9 protein-coding genes, 1 tRNA gene and 3 pseudogenes are annotated in these 16393 nt (G+C 52.4%); 4 read left to right on the plus strand and 9 right to left on the minus strand.

All coding sequences use genetic code 11. The annotated features are described in order from the left end of the window. Nucleotides 1-134: 134 nt before the first annotated feature. The 5 genes and pseudogenes from TPH_RS10870 to TPH_RS10895 form a co-directional block, all read right to left on the minus strand. On the minus strand, nucleotides 135-1628 hold the full coding sequence (locus tag TPH_RS10870) for an apolipoprotein N-acyltransferase (RefSeq protein ID WP_015051254.1): 1494 nt from the start codon (nucleotides 1626-1628) through the stop codon (nucleotides 135-137). Between the two features lie 479 nt (nucleotides 1629-2107). Then, nucleotides 2108-2913 (minus strand): annotated as a pseudogene (gene tnpC, locus TPH_RS10875) (IS66 family transposase); the annotation flags it as partial. 689 nt (nucleotides 2914-3602) lie between these two features. Further along, nucleotides 3603-4292: a hypothetical protein gene (locus TPH_RS10880; protein WP_015051256.1), complete on the minus strand. Its 690-nt coding sequence runs from the start codon at nucleotides 4290-4292 to the stop codon at nucleotides 3603-3605. A 414-nt stretch (nucleotides 4293-4706) separates the two neighbouring features. Then, nucleotides 4707-5066, minus strand: a pseudogene (locus TPH_RS16590) (toxin-antitoxin system TumE family protein). Continuing rightward, nucleotides 5053-5370, minus strand: a complete 318-nt coding sequence (locus TPH_RS10895; protein ID WP_015051259.1) for a hypothetical protein — start codon at nucleotides 5368-5370, stop codon at nucleotides 5053-5055. The pseudogene TPH_RS16590 and the gene TPH_RS10895 overlap by 14 nt, the downstream one beginning before the upstream one ends. 482 nt (nucleotides 5371-5852) lie before the next feature. Here TPH_RS10895 and TPH_RS15570 point away from each other — a divergent pair, with 482 nt between their 5' ends. The 4 genes and pseudogenes from TPH_RS15570 (at nucleotide 5853) to TPH_RS10915 (ending at nucleotide 8311) form a co-directional block, all read left to right on the plus strand. Further along, nucleotides 5853-6026 carry a hypothetical protein gene (locus TPH_RS15570; RefSeq protein ID WP_015051260.1) on the plus strand — a complete coding sequence of 58 codons (174 nt, stop codon included), beginning with the start codon at nucleotides 5853-5855 and terminating at the stop codon, nucleotides 6024-6026. A 23-nt stretch (nucleotides 6027-6049) separates the two neighbouring features. Further along, a pseudogene (locus tag TPH_RS16595) lies at nucleotides 6050-6561 on the plus strand (recombinase family protein). Nucleotides 6562-6841: 280 nt separating this feature from the next. Next, complete coding sequence (locus tag TPH_RS10910; protein ID WP_015051262.1) at nucleotides 6842-7054, plus strand: helix-turn-helix domain-containing protein; 213 nt, start codon at nucleotides 6842-6844, stop codon at nucleotides 7052-7054. A 90-nt stretch (nucleotides 7055-7144) separates the two neighbouring features. Further along, on the plus strand, nucleotides 7145-8311 hold the full coding sequence (locus TPH_RS10915) for a tyrosine-type recombinase/integrase (protein WP_015051263.1): 1167 nt from the start codon (nucleotides 7145-7147) through the stop codon (nucleotides 8309-8311). 107 nt (nucleotides 8312-8418) lie between these two features. On the opposite strand, the gene TPH_RS10920 is transcribed toward TPH_RS10915, so the two are convergent. The 4 genes from TPH_RS10920 to TPH_RS16040 all read right to left on the minus strand — a co-directional run bounded on the left by TPH_RS10920 (nucleotide 8419) and on the right by TPH_RS16040 (nucleotide 16387). Beyond that, nucleotides 8419-8493 (minus strand) — tRNA-Thr (locus TPH_RS10920). 80 nt (nucleotides 8494-8573) lie between these two features. Beyond that, entirely contained in the window at nucleotides 8574-10622 is a 2049-nt protein-coding gene (gene brxL, locus TPH_RS10925; protein ID WP_015051264.1) for a protease Lon-related BREX system protein BrxL, read from the minus strand. Nucleotides 10623-10625: 3 nt separating this feature from the next. Then, nucleotides 10626-12980 carry a BREX-1 system phosphatase PglZ type B gene (pglZ, locus tag TPH_RS10930; RefSeq protein ID WP_015051265.1) on the minus strand — a complete coding sequence of 785 codons (2355 nt, stop codon included), beginning with the start codon at nucleotides 12978-12980 and terminating at the stop codon, nucleotides 10626-10628. A gap of 2 nt (nucleotides 12981-12982) precedes the next feature. After that, nucleotides 12983-16387 carry an Eco57I restriction-modification methylase domain-containing protein gene (locus TPH_RS16040; protein WP_015051266.1) on the minus strand — a complete coding sequence of 1135 codons (3405 nt, stop codon included), beginning with the start codon at nucleotides 16385-16387 and terminating at the stop codon, nucleotides 12983-12985. Nucleotides 16388-16393 lie beyond the last annotated feature (6 nt).

Consider the following 16393-nt stretch of genomic DNA (forward strand, 5'->3'; position numbering starts at 1 on the left):
AATAATTCAACTTCGTCTAATGTTTTTAAGATCATTTCGTTACCATCCAAGCTTTCAAGATTTGCTGATCTTGGTCATCAGTCGGGAAGCCCATCTATCTGAAGATCCAAGCGAGCCCTTATCACTAACTTGTCTCAACTGCTTTCTCTTTCCCAAAAAGCGGTCAGCAGGTCCAGGACGATAAAGAAAATCATTCCTGCCAGGCATAGCCACCCGACCCAGTCACCCAGAAAGATGGCAGGCGCGTTTGCTGTTCCCAACGGAACATCAGCCACCAGCGTTGCCGGCTCAGAGACAGGCTTGACTGCCCGCTTAATGATGCGCCCGTAAGGGTCAATGATAGCCGAGTCGAAGGCAATATCAGCCTTGACCATCGCAACACGGTTCTCTACGGCGCGGAAGACAACGTGACTGTAATGCTTGGCAGCGATGGCCGGCCAGTCAAAGGATGGTACGGCAATGAGTTGCACTCCGTTACGGGCCACCCGGCGCGCCGTGTCGGTGAAGTCCAGGTCGTAACAGATGATGGTACCCAGTCGGCCGAGGGTTGTGTTGTAGACCGGGTAACTGCCGCGGGTCAGGCTGGTCTCACCGGCAAAGGCAACTGGATGGTCCTTGCCGTAAACGCCCAGGAACTCACCTTCTGGTGCAAGAACCGTCACCTCGTTCCGCAGCCCCTGTTCGGTCCGTATTCCGTAGCCTATGACCAGGTAGGTCCCGGTTTCAAACGCGAGCGCTCGTAATTCTTCGGTATGTTCCACTTGCGGGTCAAATGGCAACGCACCCTCGTTCCAGACAATCAACTTCGCACCCTGTGCGGCAGCCCGGCGGGTCTGAGCGTATAACCATTGCAGACCTTCTTCGCTGCGAATACGGATGGCGGGTTGGACGGCCGCCACTCGGACGTCCGGTGCCGGAGCGTCCAGCAACGCCATGCTCAGCCCGATCCAGGCTGCCAGGGCAGCCCCCACGCCAACCAGCCAGCTCCGCGCATGATGGAGGGCGACTGGTTGAAAAGCGGAATCAAGCCGCCAGCACCGGTCAAAGAGGGCCAGCGTTACCTGAGCCAGGGCGTAGTTTGTCAGCAGGATAAGCAGGCTGAGACCGTAGATGCCGAAGACGCTCACCGGTTGAATCAGCCAGGGCTGCTCGTAGAGAGCGTAGGCAGCAAAGCCCCATGTGCCTATCACCGGCACGAAGCCCCGGATCATCTCAATACCCACCCAGAGCGCCGCCCCCTGGAATACAAACCAGCGGTAACAGGTACGCTCGTGAAAGGCACGCTCGCGCCCGCCGACCAGTGCGGCAACGATACCGATCATTAGCGGCAGCCAGCGCATGTACCAGACGCTGTTGGCAAACATATTGCTAAAGTAGCCCCAGAAAAAGCCGCCGACGCTCACACCCGTGGCCAGGCCGGAGAGGCAGCGGGGAAGGATCCGGTGCTGGGCCACGAGCATCGGCACAAGCCCGACCCAGATCAGCAACCACAGGTCATAGGGCGGAAAAGCCAGGATGAACAAAGCAGCGCTTAGTGCAGCCAAAACCAGGCCAATTACGCTCCGCACCCAGAATTGTCGTCGATATGTCTTTTCGGTAGCACTATCAGTTACTATAGCTGTTTTCATTCTCAACTCCCCGGGGTTGCAGTAACCACCTAGTTGCCCCTGAAAAAAAACGATTTAAAACTCATCTTCCCTTGACATTGTTTTACAAAATCATCGGGTATCTCCTTCGGGGTTTTTCCTACATCAGGCTGGCTATTCTCTGTAGGTTATAGACAAATATCCCGTTTGTCACCCAGGTTTTGGTTCCCTCATAGCCTCTGGACAGACTACGCCTGAGGCGTCCCAAGACCTGCAATATAAGCAGCACTTTTACATCCGTGATCGGTTTACCAGCTAATGTTATTCAGTGCCATTAAATCCCTGGGAATTAGCCGCTGTCACCTTGTCCTTTACCCAGGATCCGATGCACATGATCTTGAACCGGCGGTCCTGCCGGGATAGATCCTGATGCTCTTTGTGTTGCCCGTGATCCCGAGCACGGTGTGTATCTTAAGCTCGGCTTTGCCCCTTGCCCGGGGAACTGTTTGGCCAGCTTCGTGGAAGGGATTTAACCCGTTTTCTTTTGCCGTTTCTATGATACTGTAGGTAATGGCACTGGCTTTAGCACCCCGCGGGGTGTTGGCAAACAACCAGTTCTTGCGGCCAATGACGAAGGGCTTGATGGAGCGCTCGCTGCGTTTGTTGTCGAGTTCCAGACGCCCGTCTTGCAAAAAGGCTACGAGTTTATCCCACTGGCCCAGGCAATAGTAAATCGCCTGCCCAAAAGTGCTTTTGGGCAGTACCCGGGATTTCTGGGTTTTTAGCCATGCCAAAAAGGCGTCCAGCACTGGTTTGCTGCGCACCTGGCGGTTTTGATATCGTTCTTCCGGCGTTTTATCTTTCAACTCGCCCTCTATGGCAAAAAGCCGGTTGCAGTAATCCAGCCCCTCCCGGGCGGCTACGGGTGCATTGCGTTTATCTTCCGGCAGGGCCTTTAAGGCTTCGTCGAACTTGCGCCGGGCATGGACCCAGCAGCCGACCAGGGTGACATTGACAAGCTCATTGTAGCCAGCATAGCCGTCAACGTGCAAATAACCCTTAAAACCTGCCAGGAAGCGGCGGGGGTGTTTGCCGGCCCGGGTGGTCTGGTAGTCGTAAAGGATTATAGGAGGTCCGTCCCGCCCGGTACGATCTCTTCCTTCTCGCAGCGGCGGCAGGAATAGACGTAGCGCACATGTTTAACCACTTTCACCTGGGCCGGGATGACCTTAAGTTCCTGCCGCACCTCGGTGCTCATCTCATGCAGGGGACCGCCGCAGCACGGGCAGACCCGCTCTTCTTCCGGCAGGCGGTGCTCTACTACGTCGGATCGGTCCTGGAAAAGATAACGGAAATCTTTTCTTGCAATTCAGCGGCGTACAACATTCCTCGGGAGTGCCTTGGGTTACCAGCGCTCTCCAACTGTTTAGATATTCTATCCCTTGATTCAAAGGTCCGTGCTGTCATACATTATGTGACACAGCTTGAGCCCTTGTCTCTCAAGGTTTTTCGACGCTTTTGTGATACATCAGCCCTCTTTTGCGAGGTTCGGTGTGACACATCCCTATTCCTTGTGCCGCCAGGGGACCCTGCGCTTCCTGTGACACATGATTGTTTATGAAAGCTCTTCTTTATCAGGACTGCCTTGAACCTCTTCTTACGGTTTCTTCTACGCTGCTCAGCTGTCCGTCGATTTCGTTGAGCGTCTTCTTGATGGCCAGCCAGCGAACTGGGTGTAAAGGGATTGCATGGAGCTGCTCTTCAAGATTGACAAACCTGTCTTTGAGATTTTTGCATAATGCCAGCGTTTTCTTAACGGCAAATGATACCTAAAATTTTTTGTATGCTACTCCAATAGGCTGAAATTATTTCTATGCCGGTCAAACTTCGGGCGTAGCGCCACCGTGCCGTCTGCCCTGACGTTGCAAAAGTTGATAGTGTACCGTCCCGCGTTTTCCTGCAGTTTGCCGAAAGAAGCAGTGCTGCGAAAAGTGCGGCCTTCATGTCCAGTATCTCTCACGGATTTTCGCCCCTTCCAAGGACAGCTCTCGTAAGCTCCTGGACTTCCCCCGCGGGGGATTCGAAGAGACGCCGCAATTCGGAATTAATTCCAGTATAAGGTCTTCTCCAGGGAGATAAGCCCTTCCATGCCCTCAATTGGCCTGCCAACCACAGGTACCGGTCGAGTTCCCGGGTGGTCACGGGAAAATCCAGGGCATCCTTCAACGCTGAAAAGCCCGCCGCAAACTGCTCATACGAGAGCCCTTCCCTGCCCTTCCCATTCAAATGGTATGTGAGCATCTTAACCGCATACGAGTCGTAAATCGGAAATTGATTCGGATCAATAAAAAAGTGGGCGAATTTGGACGCAAAACTCCGAAACGTCCATGTTATGTGCTTTGACCCCCTGACAAATTTCACCTTTGCCAGCTCCTCTACGAGGGCGGGTGTAGCCGGTACCGCGGTATTTCCCAAGACGCTGCATAAGTGTTCGGCCAACTCTGCTACGGCGTAAACCTGGGTTCCGTAGAGGGCGTTGACGGCTGCCGCTTTGAGCAGGATCGATTTAAAATCGAAGCCCGGAAAAGACCGGGCAAGGGAATCCAGCGCCTCATCCGTCGCCTGCCACCCCTTGCATTTCTGGTACAACTGCAGGGCAGCTTCCATCTGCCGGCGCTGGAGAGGAACGGCCGGTTTTTTAGCCATTACTCACTTCATCTCTTCCTGATACGATCTTCGTTTTTGGGCAATAAAAAAAGCCCCTCACCTGAACAGTGAAGAGTGTCGGAACAGAGACTATTCGGAGTAAGGAATCACCTTATCCAGCGGAACGCGATATCTTCCCTGGTAGCAATAAGGTCGAACTCATGGTGATCCGCAGATGCAAGGCTGGCACCGATCCTTTTCCAATTGCTTGGACTGCAGGTATTTTTCTACGTTAAAGCCCTTTCCCTTCAAAATCCCCCGTACCTCACGAATTGGATCTTCCACAGGTTTGAGAAGAAATCCCTCGCGCACCTCCACAATGGTTACTTGCTTGCCTTTCAGTTTTCGCGTTACCTCTGCCGGCAAATTTAGTTCGTCCGCATTCACTTCGTGGATTCCTTTTAACGCCTACGGTTAAGGGTTATTTTTCATCCAGGTCCGAATGGCGACAAGTACTTCTTTTAAATCAGTCTCAGACGAGGCCAGTACGTTTTTCTCGTTATAAACATGCTTGTGATGTGGGTAGGTTTCTATCTCTGGCCAATGCGGCGCATTGTCCCATCAAACTAGTAGTTTATCATTCTTGTCCTGCCAGTGATAGACGTATTTGCGTTTTTGGGCATCAAAAATGTAGTCCCGTACATGCAGTTTACTACCGTCATTAAAGGTAATTTCCAGTTGCAGAGCGCTGTCATTGCCCTCAACTTCAAAACGTAGAACTTCCAGGTGAGCAATGATATCCGAAAACGATTTTAATATATTACCGATATGCATTTTTTAGAACCTCTAATCGCTTCTGCCACAAAGCGAGGGTATTTTCCGCAAACTCCCAGTCCATTAAGTCGTTTTCTTCTTCAAAGACTTCTGCTCCAACAATACTATTTACCTTGCGTTGAAATTCCTGGAACGTTAGGCCATATTTCTTCCTGAATTTTGCACATTCGCGTTCATATCTACTAATCTTTGCAAGGGCGACCATTAAAGAAATCTCGCGGGTAGCCTCCTTCTCAGAAGCAAAACCGCCTTCGGCCAGAGTGCGAGCAATCACTTGATTAAGCTCAAAATTAAAACTTTCCATTCGGACTTCACCACCCTTTCACGGCCCATTGGAAATCCTTCCTGGTCGATACTTCACTTTAATTTTATATCACGTTTAATTTTTGGGCAACAGCGGCTTGTGTAACCTTCGGTCGGCGTAGGCAAATGATGATAGGGCGCTTTGTGCTCTCTGGCGATCTTTTCGATCTCGTCAGAAGTCAGACGCCTGCCAGAAGCTTCCGCTACCTTCTTAAAAGCCGCTTTTATGTTCGCGGCCTGGAAAAGTTCACTTTTGCTTGTCTTGCGGTGTTGTGAACCTACTCTTTCCCATCGACCAAAGCACGAAGCCTTTAATGGTAATTATTTCTCCCCGGGTCGTCCATAGACGCCTCCAGCATAAACTGAATTAATGAAAAAAGTGCAGTTATTTGCTTGATAATTGGAATCTGCTTCGAGGTACCGGTAGGCTTAGAGGTGAAAGGGTTTTTGCCCGTCACCGGGCCTTAATAGGAGGTGGGGGCCATGGCAAGGCGGGAATTTGAGGTGATCATAACCCGCACCGGCTCCCAGGATGAACGCGAACAAGCCTACCGGGAAGCGATTCGCTTTCTTCTGTTCCGCCTTCCTGAACAGAGCAGGAAATTCCCGCAAGCACGTCAAAGTAAAGTTACGCTGAAGGAGGAACAGGGAACGTGACCGCTGCACTGATATATTTACGAGTGTCCACTGAGGAACAGGCCGAACGCGGCTATTCCATTGCGGCGCAGCGGGAGGAATGCAGGGCCAAGGCCCGGGAATTAGGCGCAACTGAAATAACAGAATTTGTAGACGAAGGGGTCTCGGGCTCAATCTTAGAGCGCCCCGCCCTGGTGGCGGCACTGGAAAAGCTTAAGGCCGGCGGCATCCGCTGGTTTATTTGTTTAGACACCAGCGTTTGTCGCGCAGCGTAGCCCACCAGCTTTTATTGATTGACGAGATAAAAAAAGCAGGAGCGGAACTCATTTTTGTCAAATCCAAGTTTACCGACACCCCTGAAGACCGTTTCCATTTAACCGTACTTAGCGCCGTTGACGAATACGAACGCGCCAGGACCAGGCTCCGTTCCTTAATTGGTAAGAGAGCCAAGGCAAAAGCGGGGAAACTTACTCACAGTCCTGGACTTTACGGCTATGAATTTGATAAAGAAACAGATACCCTCGGCGGAAACTTATACCAGACCCTTCACCAGTAAGGTGAAGGGGTTTTTGTTACCTCCCGCCTTGCCGTCTCAACGATCCAAGGCTTAAGAATGGTAATTATTTCTCCCAAGACCGTCCATGGCCGCTTTGAGCAATTAATGAAAAGGTGCAGTTTTTTGCTTGATAGTTTGGAATTACTAGGAGATACCGGTAAACTTAGAGATGGAAGGATTTTTGCCCTTTCGGATTGCAATCTTTCGGCCGCGCTTTAACTTTTTTAACCCCCTACGCCGCTTTTTTTAATAGGATAACAAGGAAAGGAGCGTGAACATCGTGCTTGAACTTAAAAAGCAAAAAAGCATTATGGCAGAAAATTTACCGTTAGTATTAACCGTTCAAGAAGTTGCCCGTTACTTGCGAATAGGAAAAAGTCTCGCCTACGAACTAACTAAACGCAAGGACTTTCCCGCGCTTCGGATAGGTCGCACTGTTCGAGTGCATAGAGACGCTTTCTTGCTCTGGCTGGAGGAAAACCTCAAAAAGTAGAAAAAATAGAAGGCATTCTCCCCGATCAACAAGAAATATATATTGTTTTGGCCGGGGAGCCCCGGAAGGGGAGTAAGTGTAAACAAGAAAATGGAAGGGAGTATAGAAAAAAGAGGAAAAAATACCTGGCGAATCAGGTATGAACTGCCGCGAGACCCCAAGACCGGCAAGCGGCGTCAGGGGTCCAGAACCGTTCATGGAACGAAAAAAGACGCTGAAAAAGTTCTTAGAGACATACTTACTCAAATTGACCAGGGAACGCACATTGAGCCTTCTGATTTGCCTTTAGAGAAATTTCTCAATCAGTGGCTCCAAATGCACCGCGCCAACATTCGAGATAAAACTTTCTATCGCTACGAAAGCATAATCAGAAATCATATCAATCCAACGCTGGGGAAAATACCTCTCAGTAAACTAACACCATATCATATTCAGTGTCTATACACTGAAAAACTAGCGGGAAACAGGTCAGACGGGGAAAAAGGCGGTTTAAGCAAGGCCTCAGTGCGCTACATTCACAGCGTTCTCCATAAGGCTCTGGAAACCGCTGTAAATCTGGACATGATTCCACGAAATCCGGCGGATAAAGTTCACCCGCCGTCGCCGGAAGACATTGAAATTACCCCACTGACGGAAGAAATAGCACGTTTCTTAGACGCAGCCAAAGGAAACCGTTTTGAGGCGCTGTTCATCACGGTCCTGGGAACCGGCTTGAGAAGAGGAGAAGTGTTGGGCTTACGGTGGGAGGATATTGACCTTCAGAACGGACTTTTGACGGACCAGAGGACGCTTGAAACGGCAAAAGGGAAGCTCCAATTCGTTCCGCCGAAAACTAAAACTTCTAAGCGAACAATTTTATTGCCGTCATCCGTCGTTGAAGCATTGAAAAAACACCGCATACAGCAAATGCGGCATAAACTTCGCCTGGGGCCGATGTATGAGGACCAAGGGCTGGTATTCCCCAGCGAAACGGGTACACCTTTAAACCCCGACAACCTGGACCGCTATTTCAAGCCGATACTAAAAAAAGCAGGGCTGCCGAACATCCACTTTCATGACTTGAGGCACACCCACGCAACCCTGCTAATAAAGCGCGGTGAAGACATAAAGATGGTGAGCCAGCGTTTGGGCCACAGCGACGTGGCCTTCACCATCAGGGTTTACCACCACGTAATGCCCAATGTCGAACGCGAGGCCATGCTCCGTTTCGACGAAGTGCTCCAAGGAAGCGGGCAAAAAAATAGGACAGGATATTAACCCTGTCCGCATCTTTGCGGCTCGTGACCAAACGGTGACCAAAACCCATTTACTTCCAACATAGTCACCGCTCCGTGTCCCGCAAGCCGCACCATTACTAGCTTTTCTGGAGCTGATGGTGGGATTTGAACCCACGACCTGCGCATTACGAGTGCGCTGCTCTACCGCTGAGCTACATCAGCACTTATGTTTTTCAGGGATATTATACAGCACGAACGCCGTCGTAGCAAGATGCTTAAAGAAACCGCCTCACCTTTATGACCTAATCAACAACTGCCTTAACAAAAGCATCTGACGCATCAGCATAGAACTCGATGTTGATCTTCGTAGCCATCTCATCAGGAAGATCGAAGAGCTGCCTTCGAGAAGAGATGGGCATTAACAACGTCGTAGCTCCTTTCTCAAGGGCCAGTTCGGCTACAGCTACTGGATTTGTTATCATCTCAATTGAGCCACCAAGGTTTAAGGCTCCGACTATGATCAATCCCCCCTTAACGCTGCGCTCGATCAGAGCGCTGCAAAGGGCAATCAGCACCGGTAAACCGAGCCCCTGGCCGGAACGTTCCGCGTCCATGGCTCTCAGCTGAATGGAAAACTCATGGGCGCGCGGATCGCGGTCCCCGACCAGTTCTTTGGCCCTAACATACAGGTTCTGTTCACCGTAACGCACGCTCTCCCGAAAGGCAGGCGGAACGGGCGCATTAAGTATTTTTACCCCACTGCCGGGACCAACGGTAACCTCTATCCGATATAAAGCCGGGGAAGCGTTCTGACCGCCGGGGCTGATCGCCCATACCTGCCCCGGTGGCAACGGATCACTGTCAATGGCTTTGTCGCTGTGGAGTTCCGGAGTGGAAACAAACTGTTCCACTCCATCCACTCCCATAGAGTAGCTGAAATGCGTATTCCGAAATTCTGTCATCAGACAGCGCTTTTGCTGTTCCTTCACCCTGCGACGCGATTCCAGGGCCATACGGACGATCTTTTCCAGCTCTTCATCAGGTATCGGCATCTCGGGATCGGGGAATAGCAGCTTGATAAGGCCGCTAACGGTTTTATTAACGGCTTCAATATCCCGACCGCTGAGAGCACCCCCCCAGTTAACACGCCCCTGCAGCACGGAAACCCGGCTACCATCACGGAGTTTGTGCCAGCATTCCGACAGAAAGTCGCTGACCAAACCAAAGTGATCCGTGAGCTGAATATTTGGATTGAGTTTGGGAAACTCCCATCCCGGAACATAGGAATGAATACGGTCCATAAATGCTGTATCATCCCGCATTTCCGGCGGGAGGAGGCTAAATAGATGGCCGATGCGCTGCTGCTGCTGAACATCGACATCAAAGTTCCCGAGCATCACAATACTGCCGGAAGCACGGATGCTTTCCTTACCGCGGGAGAATTCACCGGAAGCCATGTATCCTTTCATAATGTTGACTCCGTCTTTCTGATCGAAGGATATGCCGGATACTTCATCAAAGCACACCACATCATAGTGGCAGACAAGACCACGCTGTCCTGTGGCATTATTCACAAACATTTTGGCCACTGTGGCTTTACCCCCTGAAATTAAATGGGAGTAAGGAGAGACTTGCTGGAATAAATGGCTTTTGCCGGTCCCCCGGGGGCCTATTTCAACAAGATTGTAGTTTCGCTCTACAAAAGGCACCATTCGCAACAAGGCGATACTCTGAGCCCGTTCCGAAAGCGCCTCCGGTTCTAAGCCTATGGAACGTATTAGAAGACGTTTCCATTCGTCAGTGGTAAATTGTCTCCTCCCTCGCTGTAGCACTGCCAGTGCATCAACTTTTGAAAGTTGGATGGGTCGTAAACTCTCGATCGCAAATGGACGACCGTACTTCTCCTGGGCAATGGCAGCATCATAGATGAGGGTAATTTCTGCATAAAACCCATCGGTCAGCATGCGCTCATTTTTATGCACCAAGTCATCGTCAATTCGGACCTCTTTCAGCCCCAAGCTCGGCAGCTCGGCAATAAAACAATCGTTCTTGGTATCCAATCGAGCCTTGATGAGATCGATTAGTTTGATCGAACCAATCTCTCTTGCCCGTGCTTTAAAAAGCTCTTCTTCACCGGTCCTAACCGTGCGATCCCTTAACTGCCTCTCCACAATCTCCAGACCTTCCTCGATCTCCTTTTCATCGACACTTGCACAATACCTGCCCAGCAGGAATTCTACCACGTATGTAGGCACAGGATACTGCCGGCTGTATTTTCGCACCAGGTCTTTCCGAACTATATACCCATCGAATACAGAAGCTGCCAGTTTATCGAGGGCGTCAAGCTCCATCTTTTAATCCTCACCTCCAACGGTGGTTGCCTGCTTTGCAAGCACGCGTCCTGATGGGTCGAGCAGGACAAGACTGACCGTAGTTCCTTCCAGGGAATCATCCGCCACAAGAAGTCCTACCCGTCCGGTGGAATCAATCTGCTTGGGCGTAGTAATGCTGGAATTCGGATCATTGGGTTTTGTTCGCAGGTCGGCCATGACTTCGCTGCTAACGGCGTCGACTGCAACGCGGCAACGCATCCCCAACCATTGAATTTCCCTTATACTAACAGCTACCGAAGGCAGCTCGAACGAATTAAAGGTCAGGTCAGGGATAAGGCACTCCTGAAGGCTGACACCTCCGTGGGCATACTCATTACCTTTGACGAAACAATAGACCCCAGGTGCAAAGGCAAAGTACTGACAGGCATTCCAATACCATCCGGCAGTCGGCACATCAACGCAGGTTCCCTGTCTGATGGCGGCGCATCTCGTCCAGCGGCTTTCGGTGAGGTATTTGGGTAGCTTCATGGCCGGCAGCCCACCCGGAACCAAAAGCCACCCATGGTCTGTGACAATGCGTACCTGCTTCCAGCCGGCCTCCAACAAATCCTGGACTCGCTCCAGAACCAGCTCCAGCTGTTCATCAATGCGGGCAGCGAGCCTGCTTTGCAAGGTATGACCCAATCTGTCAAATTCGCCAAATTCCGTCCACCCACGTGCTCCACGCTCACCCGGGTGGCCCGTTTCAAAGGAATTAAACACCTGATAGCCTGCTTCCGCTAAGAGCTTGCGAAACCGGTCGGTAGTTAGGGGAAGGTTGGTCTCACCGACCTCCGGTACAAATTCATCGCCGGGCAGGTCGCCGGAAAGCTTTCCTGCGAGAGGAGAGACTGCCGGTTTGCACGTTGCAGTTACCGTGGGCAGTCCCGCCCAGCGCCAGTCTACATTTACCTGGAGCTGTCTTTCCTCGGCCATCGCAACCATTCGCCGGGCGATGTCGAACCGAAGTCCGTCCACAAAGAGCAAACACTGCCCGGGGTCGGCGGCCACTAAGGCCTGGTCTTTGCCGATGGCGTCCGGAAAAGGAAAGGTCGTAATCAAATCTTGGTAATGCCGGGCTGCATCATCCAGCCAGGGGAGGTAAATGCTGCGAACAGCAGCCTGGATCGCCCTGGCATCATCTGCTGATTTCACGCTGCCTATTGCCCTCAACACGGCATCATCGGCCAGATACCCACTCTCTGTATACAGATCGGCCATTGCCTTGGGCGAGCCGCCTCCAAGGCCTTGAGATGTTCTTCGGGCCAGGGTTACGAGGTGTTTTAAAGCCTCGGCTAACGGGCTCTGTCCCAACCGCGCCCAAACCCACTCCCTACGCATGCCGTGTTTTTCCTCGAGCTCCTCGATCTTTTGCCTGGCAGCAGCCGGAGACAATCCTTCCAATTCCAAAAGGCTTCGTCTCAGCAAATTTTCATCCTTCTCGTTTTCGTCCGGCCAGGGCTCCCTGTCAAATATCAACCTTGCCGGTTTGGCGCGCCGCAAGATTTCAGGAATGCCCGGGTAAATTGCCGCCGATTCGGCATATCTTTCCCATAAAGCCTTCCACTCTTCTTTTTCCCGCAACCCCAGTTTTTCAGCTGCGACAAGCTCGCCCTCCCCTTCCGGGTCGAAACCATACTCGGCCTTGCAACGGGAACAAAATGCTTCCCACTTCTCATTCCCCCATTTCTCACGCACCTGAACCGGGTCGTTCAGCCATAACAGCAAATCCCGGGATGTATCAGCAACAATCAACTTATCAAAGTCCTCGGACTCCAGGCGTTTGCCTCGCAAGCGCGAAACAGGGGTGATGGCCAATTGCGGCAGTGCCCGAAGCATCGCCTGGCGGGTCTGCTTGTCTTTAGCAACATCCAGACCCAGCCCCTCTTCAGAAACAAGAAACGCCTCAACTGTCCAGTCTTTGCCGTTGCGCTGCGTCCAAACCGTCCCGCGATACTGCAGCTCCACCAGCGGCTTGAGGCCGTTCGGACACTCCTCACCGGCCCGGAGTATCTGCCGGCCAACGTTCGGCAGGTATATGATGGGGATGACATTCTCCGGCAGCTCTAATTCCGGTAGCATCCGTTCAATGACACACCGCAACCAAACTGCCGGGCCGGTTTTTTCTCCCGGATTATAATCTCCCAGGGTCAAAAGCTCCGGCATAAGATGGCGCAATTGGGATACCAGAGGCTGCCATTGGCCGTCGGCATCGGTCCAGAGAATCGCTGCCGGCGGGACAAGGGTACCCGGATCATACCGAGCGGCTCGAAGCAAAGACCGGCGCACGGCTTCTAGAAGGGTATTCGCCGACATTTCACTTGTTCTATTCGACATAGTTATCTACTCCTGTTCGCATTCTCACGCGCTTTCCTCTTTTCTTCATTGGTTAAGTGCACGTCGTTGACCCGGTCGCCGGTAAACTGACCATTATTCCAGAACCAGGGAAACTGTTCTTGAGGGCGCCTAGGCTCTTTGCCGCGATCCTTTCTCCAATTGATATTCGGCTTCCACCGGAGGATGCCAGCACCTTTCCGGCCGCCGGGAAGGTCAGAAGCCATAAACGGCCGGATGTTGACCCTGACTCCGTCATTGATGTCCGGTTCCCAGCCGATGGGCTGCTGTTCGATAGGCTTCCAGCGAACGAAAATGTCGAAAGGAGGTTCCCCTTCGAGGATGGCGATGAGGCGTTTCTGCAGTTCCAATGCCGCCGCCAGTCGATCCTCGGCACCCCCTTCGCCCCGTTTCACCCCATCTTTCTGCCGGGTAATCCACTCACCGAGATAACTATAAGTGAGGCTTTCTAAAACCTGCCTGCCCTTGCCGTTGCCCCCGGCCAGCTTGTGGTAGTTGACCAGGGCATGGAAACCGTCGCGCCGGCGCCCGTCCCAGATATGCCAGATGAAGGGTCGGTGGTGAAAGAGCTTGCAGTGCTGTTCAAAGAAATCGCTGCGGAGCCACTCGTCAAGCTCCTTCGCTTCAGAGCCCGTTGCTGCGATAAGTTCCCGCTCTTTTTCCGGCGACCAGTCATCACCATAGGCAGCGGCAAGTAAAGCCCGCAGGCGTTCGGCAGCCGGGTCTTCTCCGCGGACGGCGGGAAGGCAGACTATTCCTTCGTTATCAGCGTAACTTTCCAGTTCCCTGCACCGCCGTACCAACCGGCGTGCCTCCGCAGACAACCGCATCGAGTCATCCAGCTCCGCCGGCCAGCGGTAGCCCAAAAGGCGGGCCACCGCCACCTGAAGGGGGCTGGTAGAAACTGTCGGGTGCCCGTGGAAGATCCATTGGGTTGGGTCATCCGAGTAAGGTTCGGGGAGGCCCTTTGGATACTTCTCGGCGGCGACTTTCTGCCAGTATTCCAGGTCGAAAGGAACGTTCGCAAATACCCCAGGAGTTACAAGAATTTTCTGGTCAAGTTTCCTAACTTCTCTTTCAAAGACATCAGATTCTAGAAAAGCCCAGATAGCAAGTTTGTTTAAAGAATTGAAGGGGATTATCGTCGCAAGTACCTTGCTATAAAATTCTCCATTGTATATTGATGCCGTAATACGCCTAGAACCAGAAACAAAAAAACCTTGTTTACCTATAGCCTCAAGACCTTGGATTCGTGCGCCATCTGATTTAGCGAGCTCACAATTATCATTTGGCCAATCCCATACATGGCTTCGTCCCGAATACACGCCTTCATCAGGTGCAGATAATAAAAGCTTCCATCGCACGTTGAAGCTATTGAATTCCCAAAAACAACGGACAAACCTAGGCTCATCACCGGTCGATGACCCTTGAAGTATTGAACAATACTGCCCTAGCGTTTCATCGACCAATGGTATTTCTGTAATTGTAACTCTTGCTTCTGGATTTTTAAACTGATTGCTCTGATCCACAGTCCGAAGCTCTCCTATACAAAGAAACCGATCTTTCTCCCGTGCCGTGCGGGGGGCGGTGGCGTCGAGGCCGGCGAAGGTGTGACCATCTGACGGAGCAGAGGTGGAAATGGCAAGTAAAACAACATTCACTACCTCGCCTGATATAGTCTCGAATGCACCCGGGCCAAGTTTAGCAACGATATCCCATCGTCTTGTTTTCAGCATACGGGTTCGAAACTTCTTATAGGCGGTCAAAAAAAGCCAGTTCTGCGGCAAAACTAAAGCCGTTGTGCCTTCAGGCGAATTGAGTCGGAGCAGGCGGTTTAGAAAAACAGTGGCAATATCATTTTTAGCTTCGTTATAATACTTGAGGCAAAATTCCTTAAGCTTATTGGCCTGCTTCCCCCGGGCCAGGTACGGCACATTGGTGATTATCAAGTGGTAGCGCCCGCCGAGAATCTGAACTGCATCAGCGATGCCGCAGGCGGCAACGCCTAACTCATGCTGCTCGTAGTCGTCTTTCTCCACAGACATAGCCTTCTCCAACAAAGGGCGGAGTTCATCAAATCCGGCTTCAAACAGGTTATTTTCTATAGCGGAACCCGGATCGATGAGGCTCCCTAAAATGGGAGCATCCTGGAAAAGCTCATAAAGCCGGGCCATGCCGTTGCGCAGGCGCTCGTCATCTCCCGCCAGGGCGAGCCAGTCTTCCTTTTTGGCATTAGGGGCGATGCCGGAACAGGCTATTCGCATCTGAGGCAAGGAACGGTATCCGCCGGCGCCGGGATAGGTCCAGGCCGCCAAGGCCAGGGCAAAGGCGGCGATCTGCGTGCAGCGCTCATCGATCTCCAGGCCGTGGAGATTATCTCTCAGGACGGCATCGCATGCCTCCCGGGCCGTCAGGCCTTCCTCGGCCATACGAATCGGGACCAGGTGGTAGAGCGCCGCGACCAGGAAATGTCCCGAGCCGCAGCAGGGGTCCAGGATTTTAAGACCGGCCGCCCGTTTCGGCCATTCTTTGAAGGTCCCGGCGGCGGGGCGCCACGGCCCCTCCCCATCGCCGGTGCGGACAAAACGAAGGTAATCCCAGGTTACACCGGGTAATGAAACCGCCCTGCGAAGCTCTTCCTCACTTTCTGCCTGCCCGGCCAGCTGCGGATTTTCCGCCAGTACCCTGCCGGCGTACCAGGCGCCAATGGTGTTGTGAATAAGGAAATTGACCATATAAGGCTCCGTAAAGAGTTGGGTAACGGCCGGCAATTCATCGGCGCCGATTTTATTGCCCGACTCGTTGACCTGTTTCTTCCTCTTGCTCTGCCAGAACTGGTAGACCCATCCGAGGGCATCGCTGGCTTTAAAGATATCCGGCTCCAGGTCGTCGAGCAACTGCTCCAGCTTTAATTGATATTCGTACGGAAAAGCAACCTGCAGCACCGGGTCATCCGGACGAAAGATCTGCGGCAGCATCTGCTGGGCAAAACGGCTGGCCAGGGTCCAAAGATCGCTGCCTTCCTCCCGGGCCAGTTCATCACACTCATCCAGGCTGACGGCCACCCCCATCTCCGGCTCGATAAGGAGGTCATTTTCCGCCAGGAAACGGGCAAAGAGCATCCGATGCCAGTATTCGTAAGCACACTCCTGGATCAGATGGATAATTTCCAGTTTTCCGCTTTTGTCCTGCTTATCCCCCAGCTGCCGCGCCCGGGCACGGAGGTGGTTGCGAAGCCGGCGCTGTTCCGAACTCATATGGCTGTAAGGCTCGTGATGGTGCACAGCTAAAGCCTCCAGGGCCGCCCTGGCTCCGGCCTCGGCAACATCCCGGGCTTCGACGACAGTACGTTCAAGTTTATTTCGCTGTTCTGCTGACAGTACCGGCATCCATTT

Source organism: Thermacetogenium phaeum DSM 12270 (assembly GCF_000305935.1).
In the GTDB taxonomy this organism is placed as follows: Bacteria; Bacillota; DSM-12270; order Thermacetogeniales; family Thermacetogeniaceae; genus Thermacetogenium; species Thermacetogenium phaeum.

Bases quoted from the DNA above. Each gene is read 5' to 3' on its own strand.
- TPH_RS16040 (WP_015051266.1), bottom strand. From the start codon at position 16,387: ATGCCGGTACTGTCAGCAGAACAGCGAAATAAACTTGAACGTACTGTC.
- TPH_RS10870 (WP_015051254.1), bottom strand. From the start codon at position 1,628: ATGAAAACAGCTATAGTAACTGATAGTGCTACCGAAAAGACATATCGA.
- brxL (WP_015051264.1), bottom strand. From the start codon at position 10,622: ATGGAGCTTGACGCCCTCGATAAACTGGCAGCTTCTGTATTCGATGGG.
- TPH_RS10895 (WP_015051259.1), bottom strand. From the start codon at position 5,370: ATGGAAAGTTTTAATTTTGAGCTTAATCAAGTGATTGCTCGCACTCTG.
- TPH_RS10880 (WP_015051256.1), bottom strand. From the start codon at position 4,292: ATGGCTAAAAAACCGGCCGTTCCTCTCCAGCGCCGGCAGATGGAAGCT.
- pglZ (WP_015051265.1), bottom strand. From the start codon at position 12,980: ATGTCGAATAGAACAAGTGAAATGTCGGCGAATACCCTTCTAGAAGCC.
- TPH_RS10915 (WP_015051263.1), top strand. From the start codon at position 7,145: ATGGAAGGGAGTATAGAAAAAAGAGGAAAAAATACCTGGCGAATCAGG.
- TPH_RS15570 (WP_015051260.1), top strand. From the start codon at position 5,853: ATGGCAAGGCGGGAATTTGAGGTGATCATAACCCGCACCGGCTCCCAG.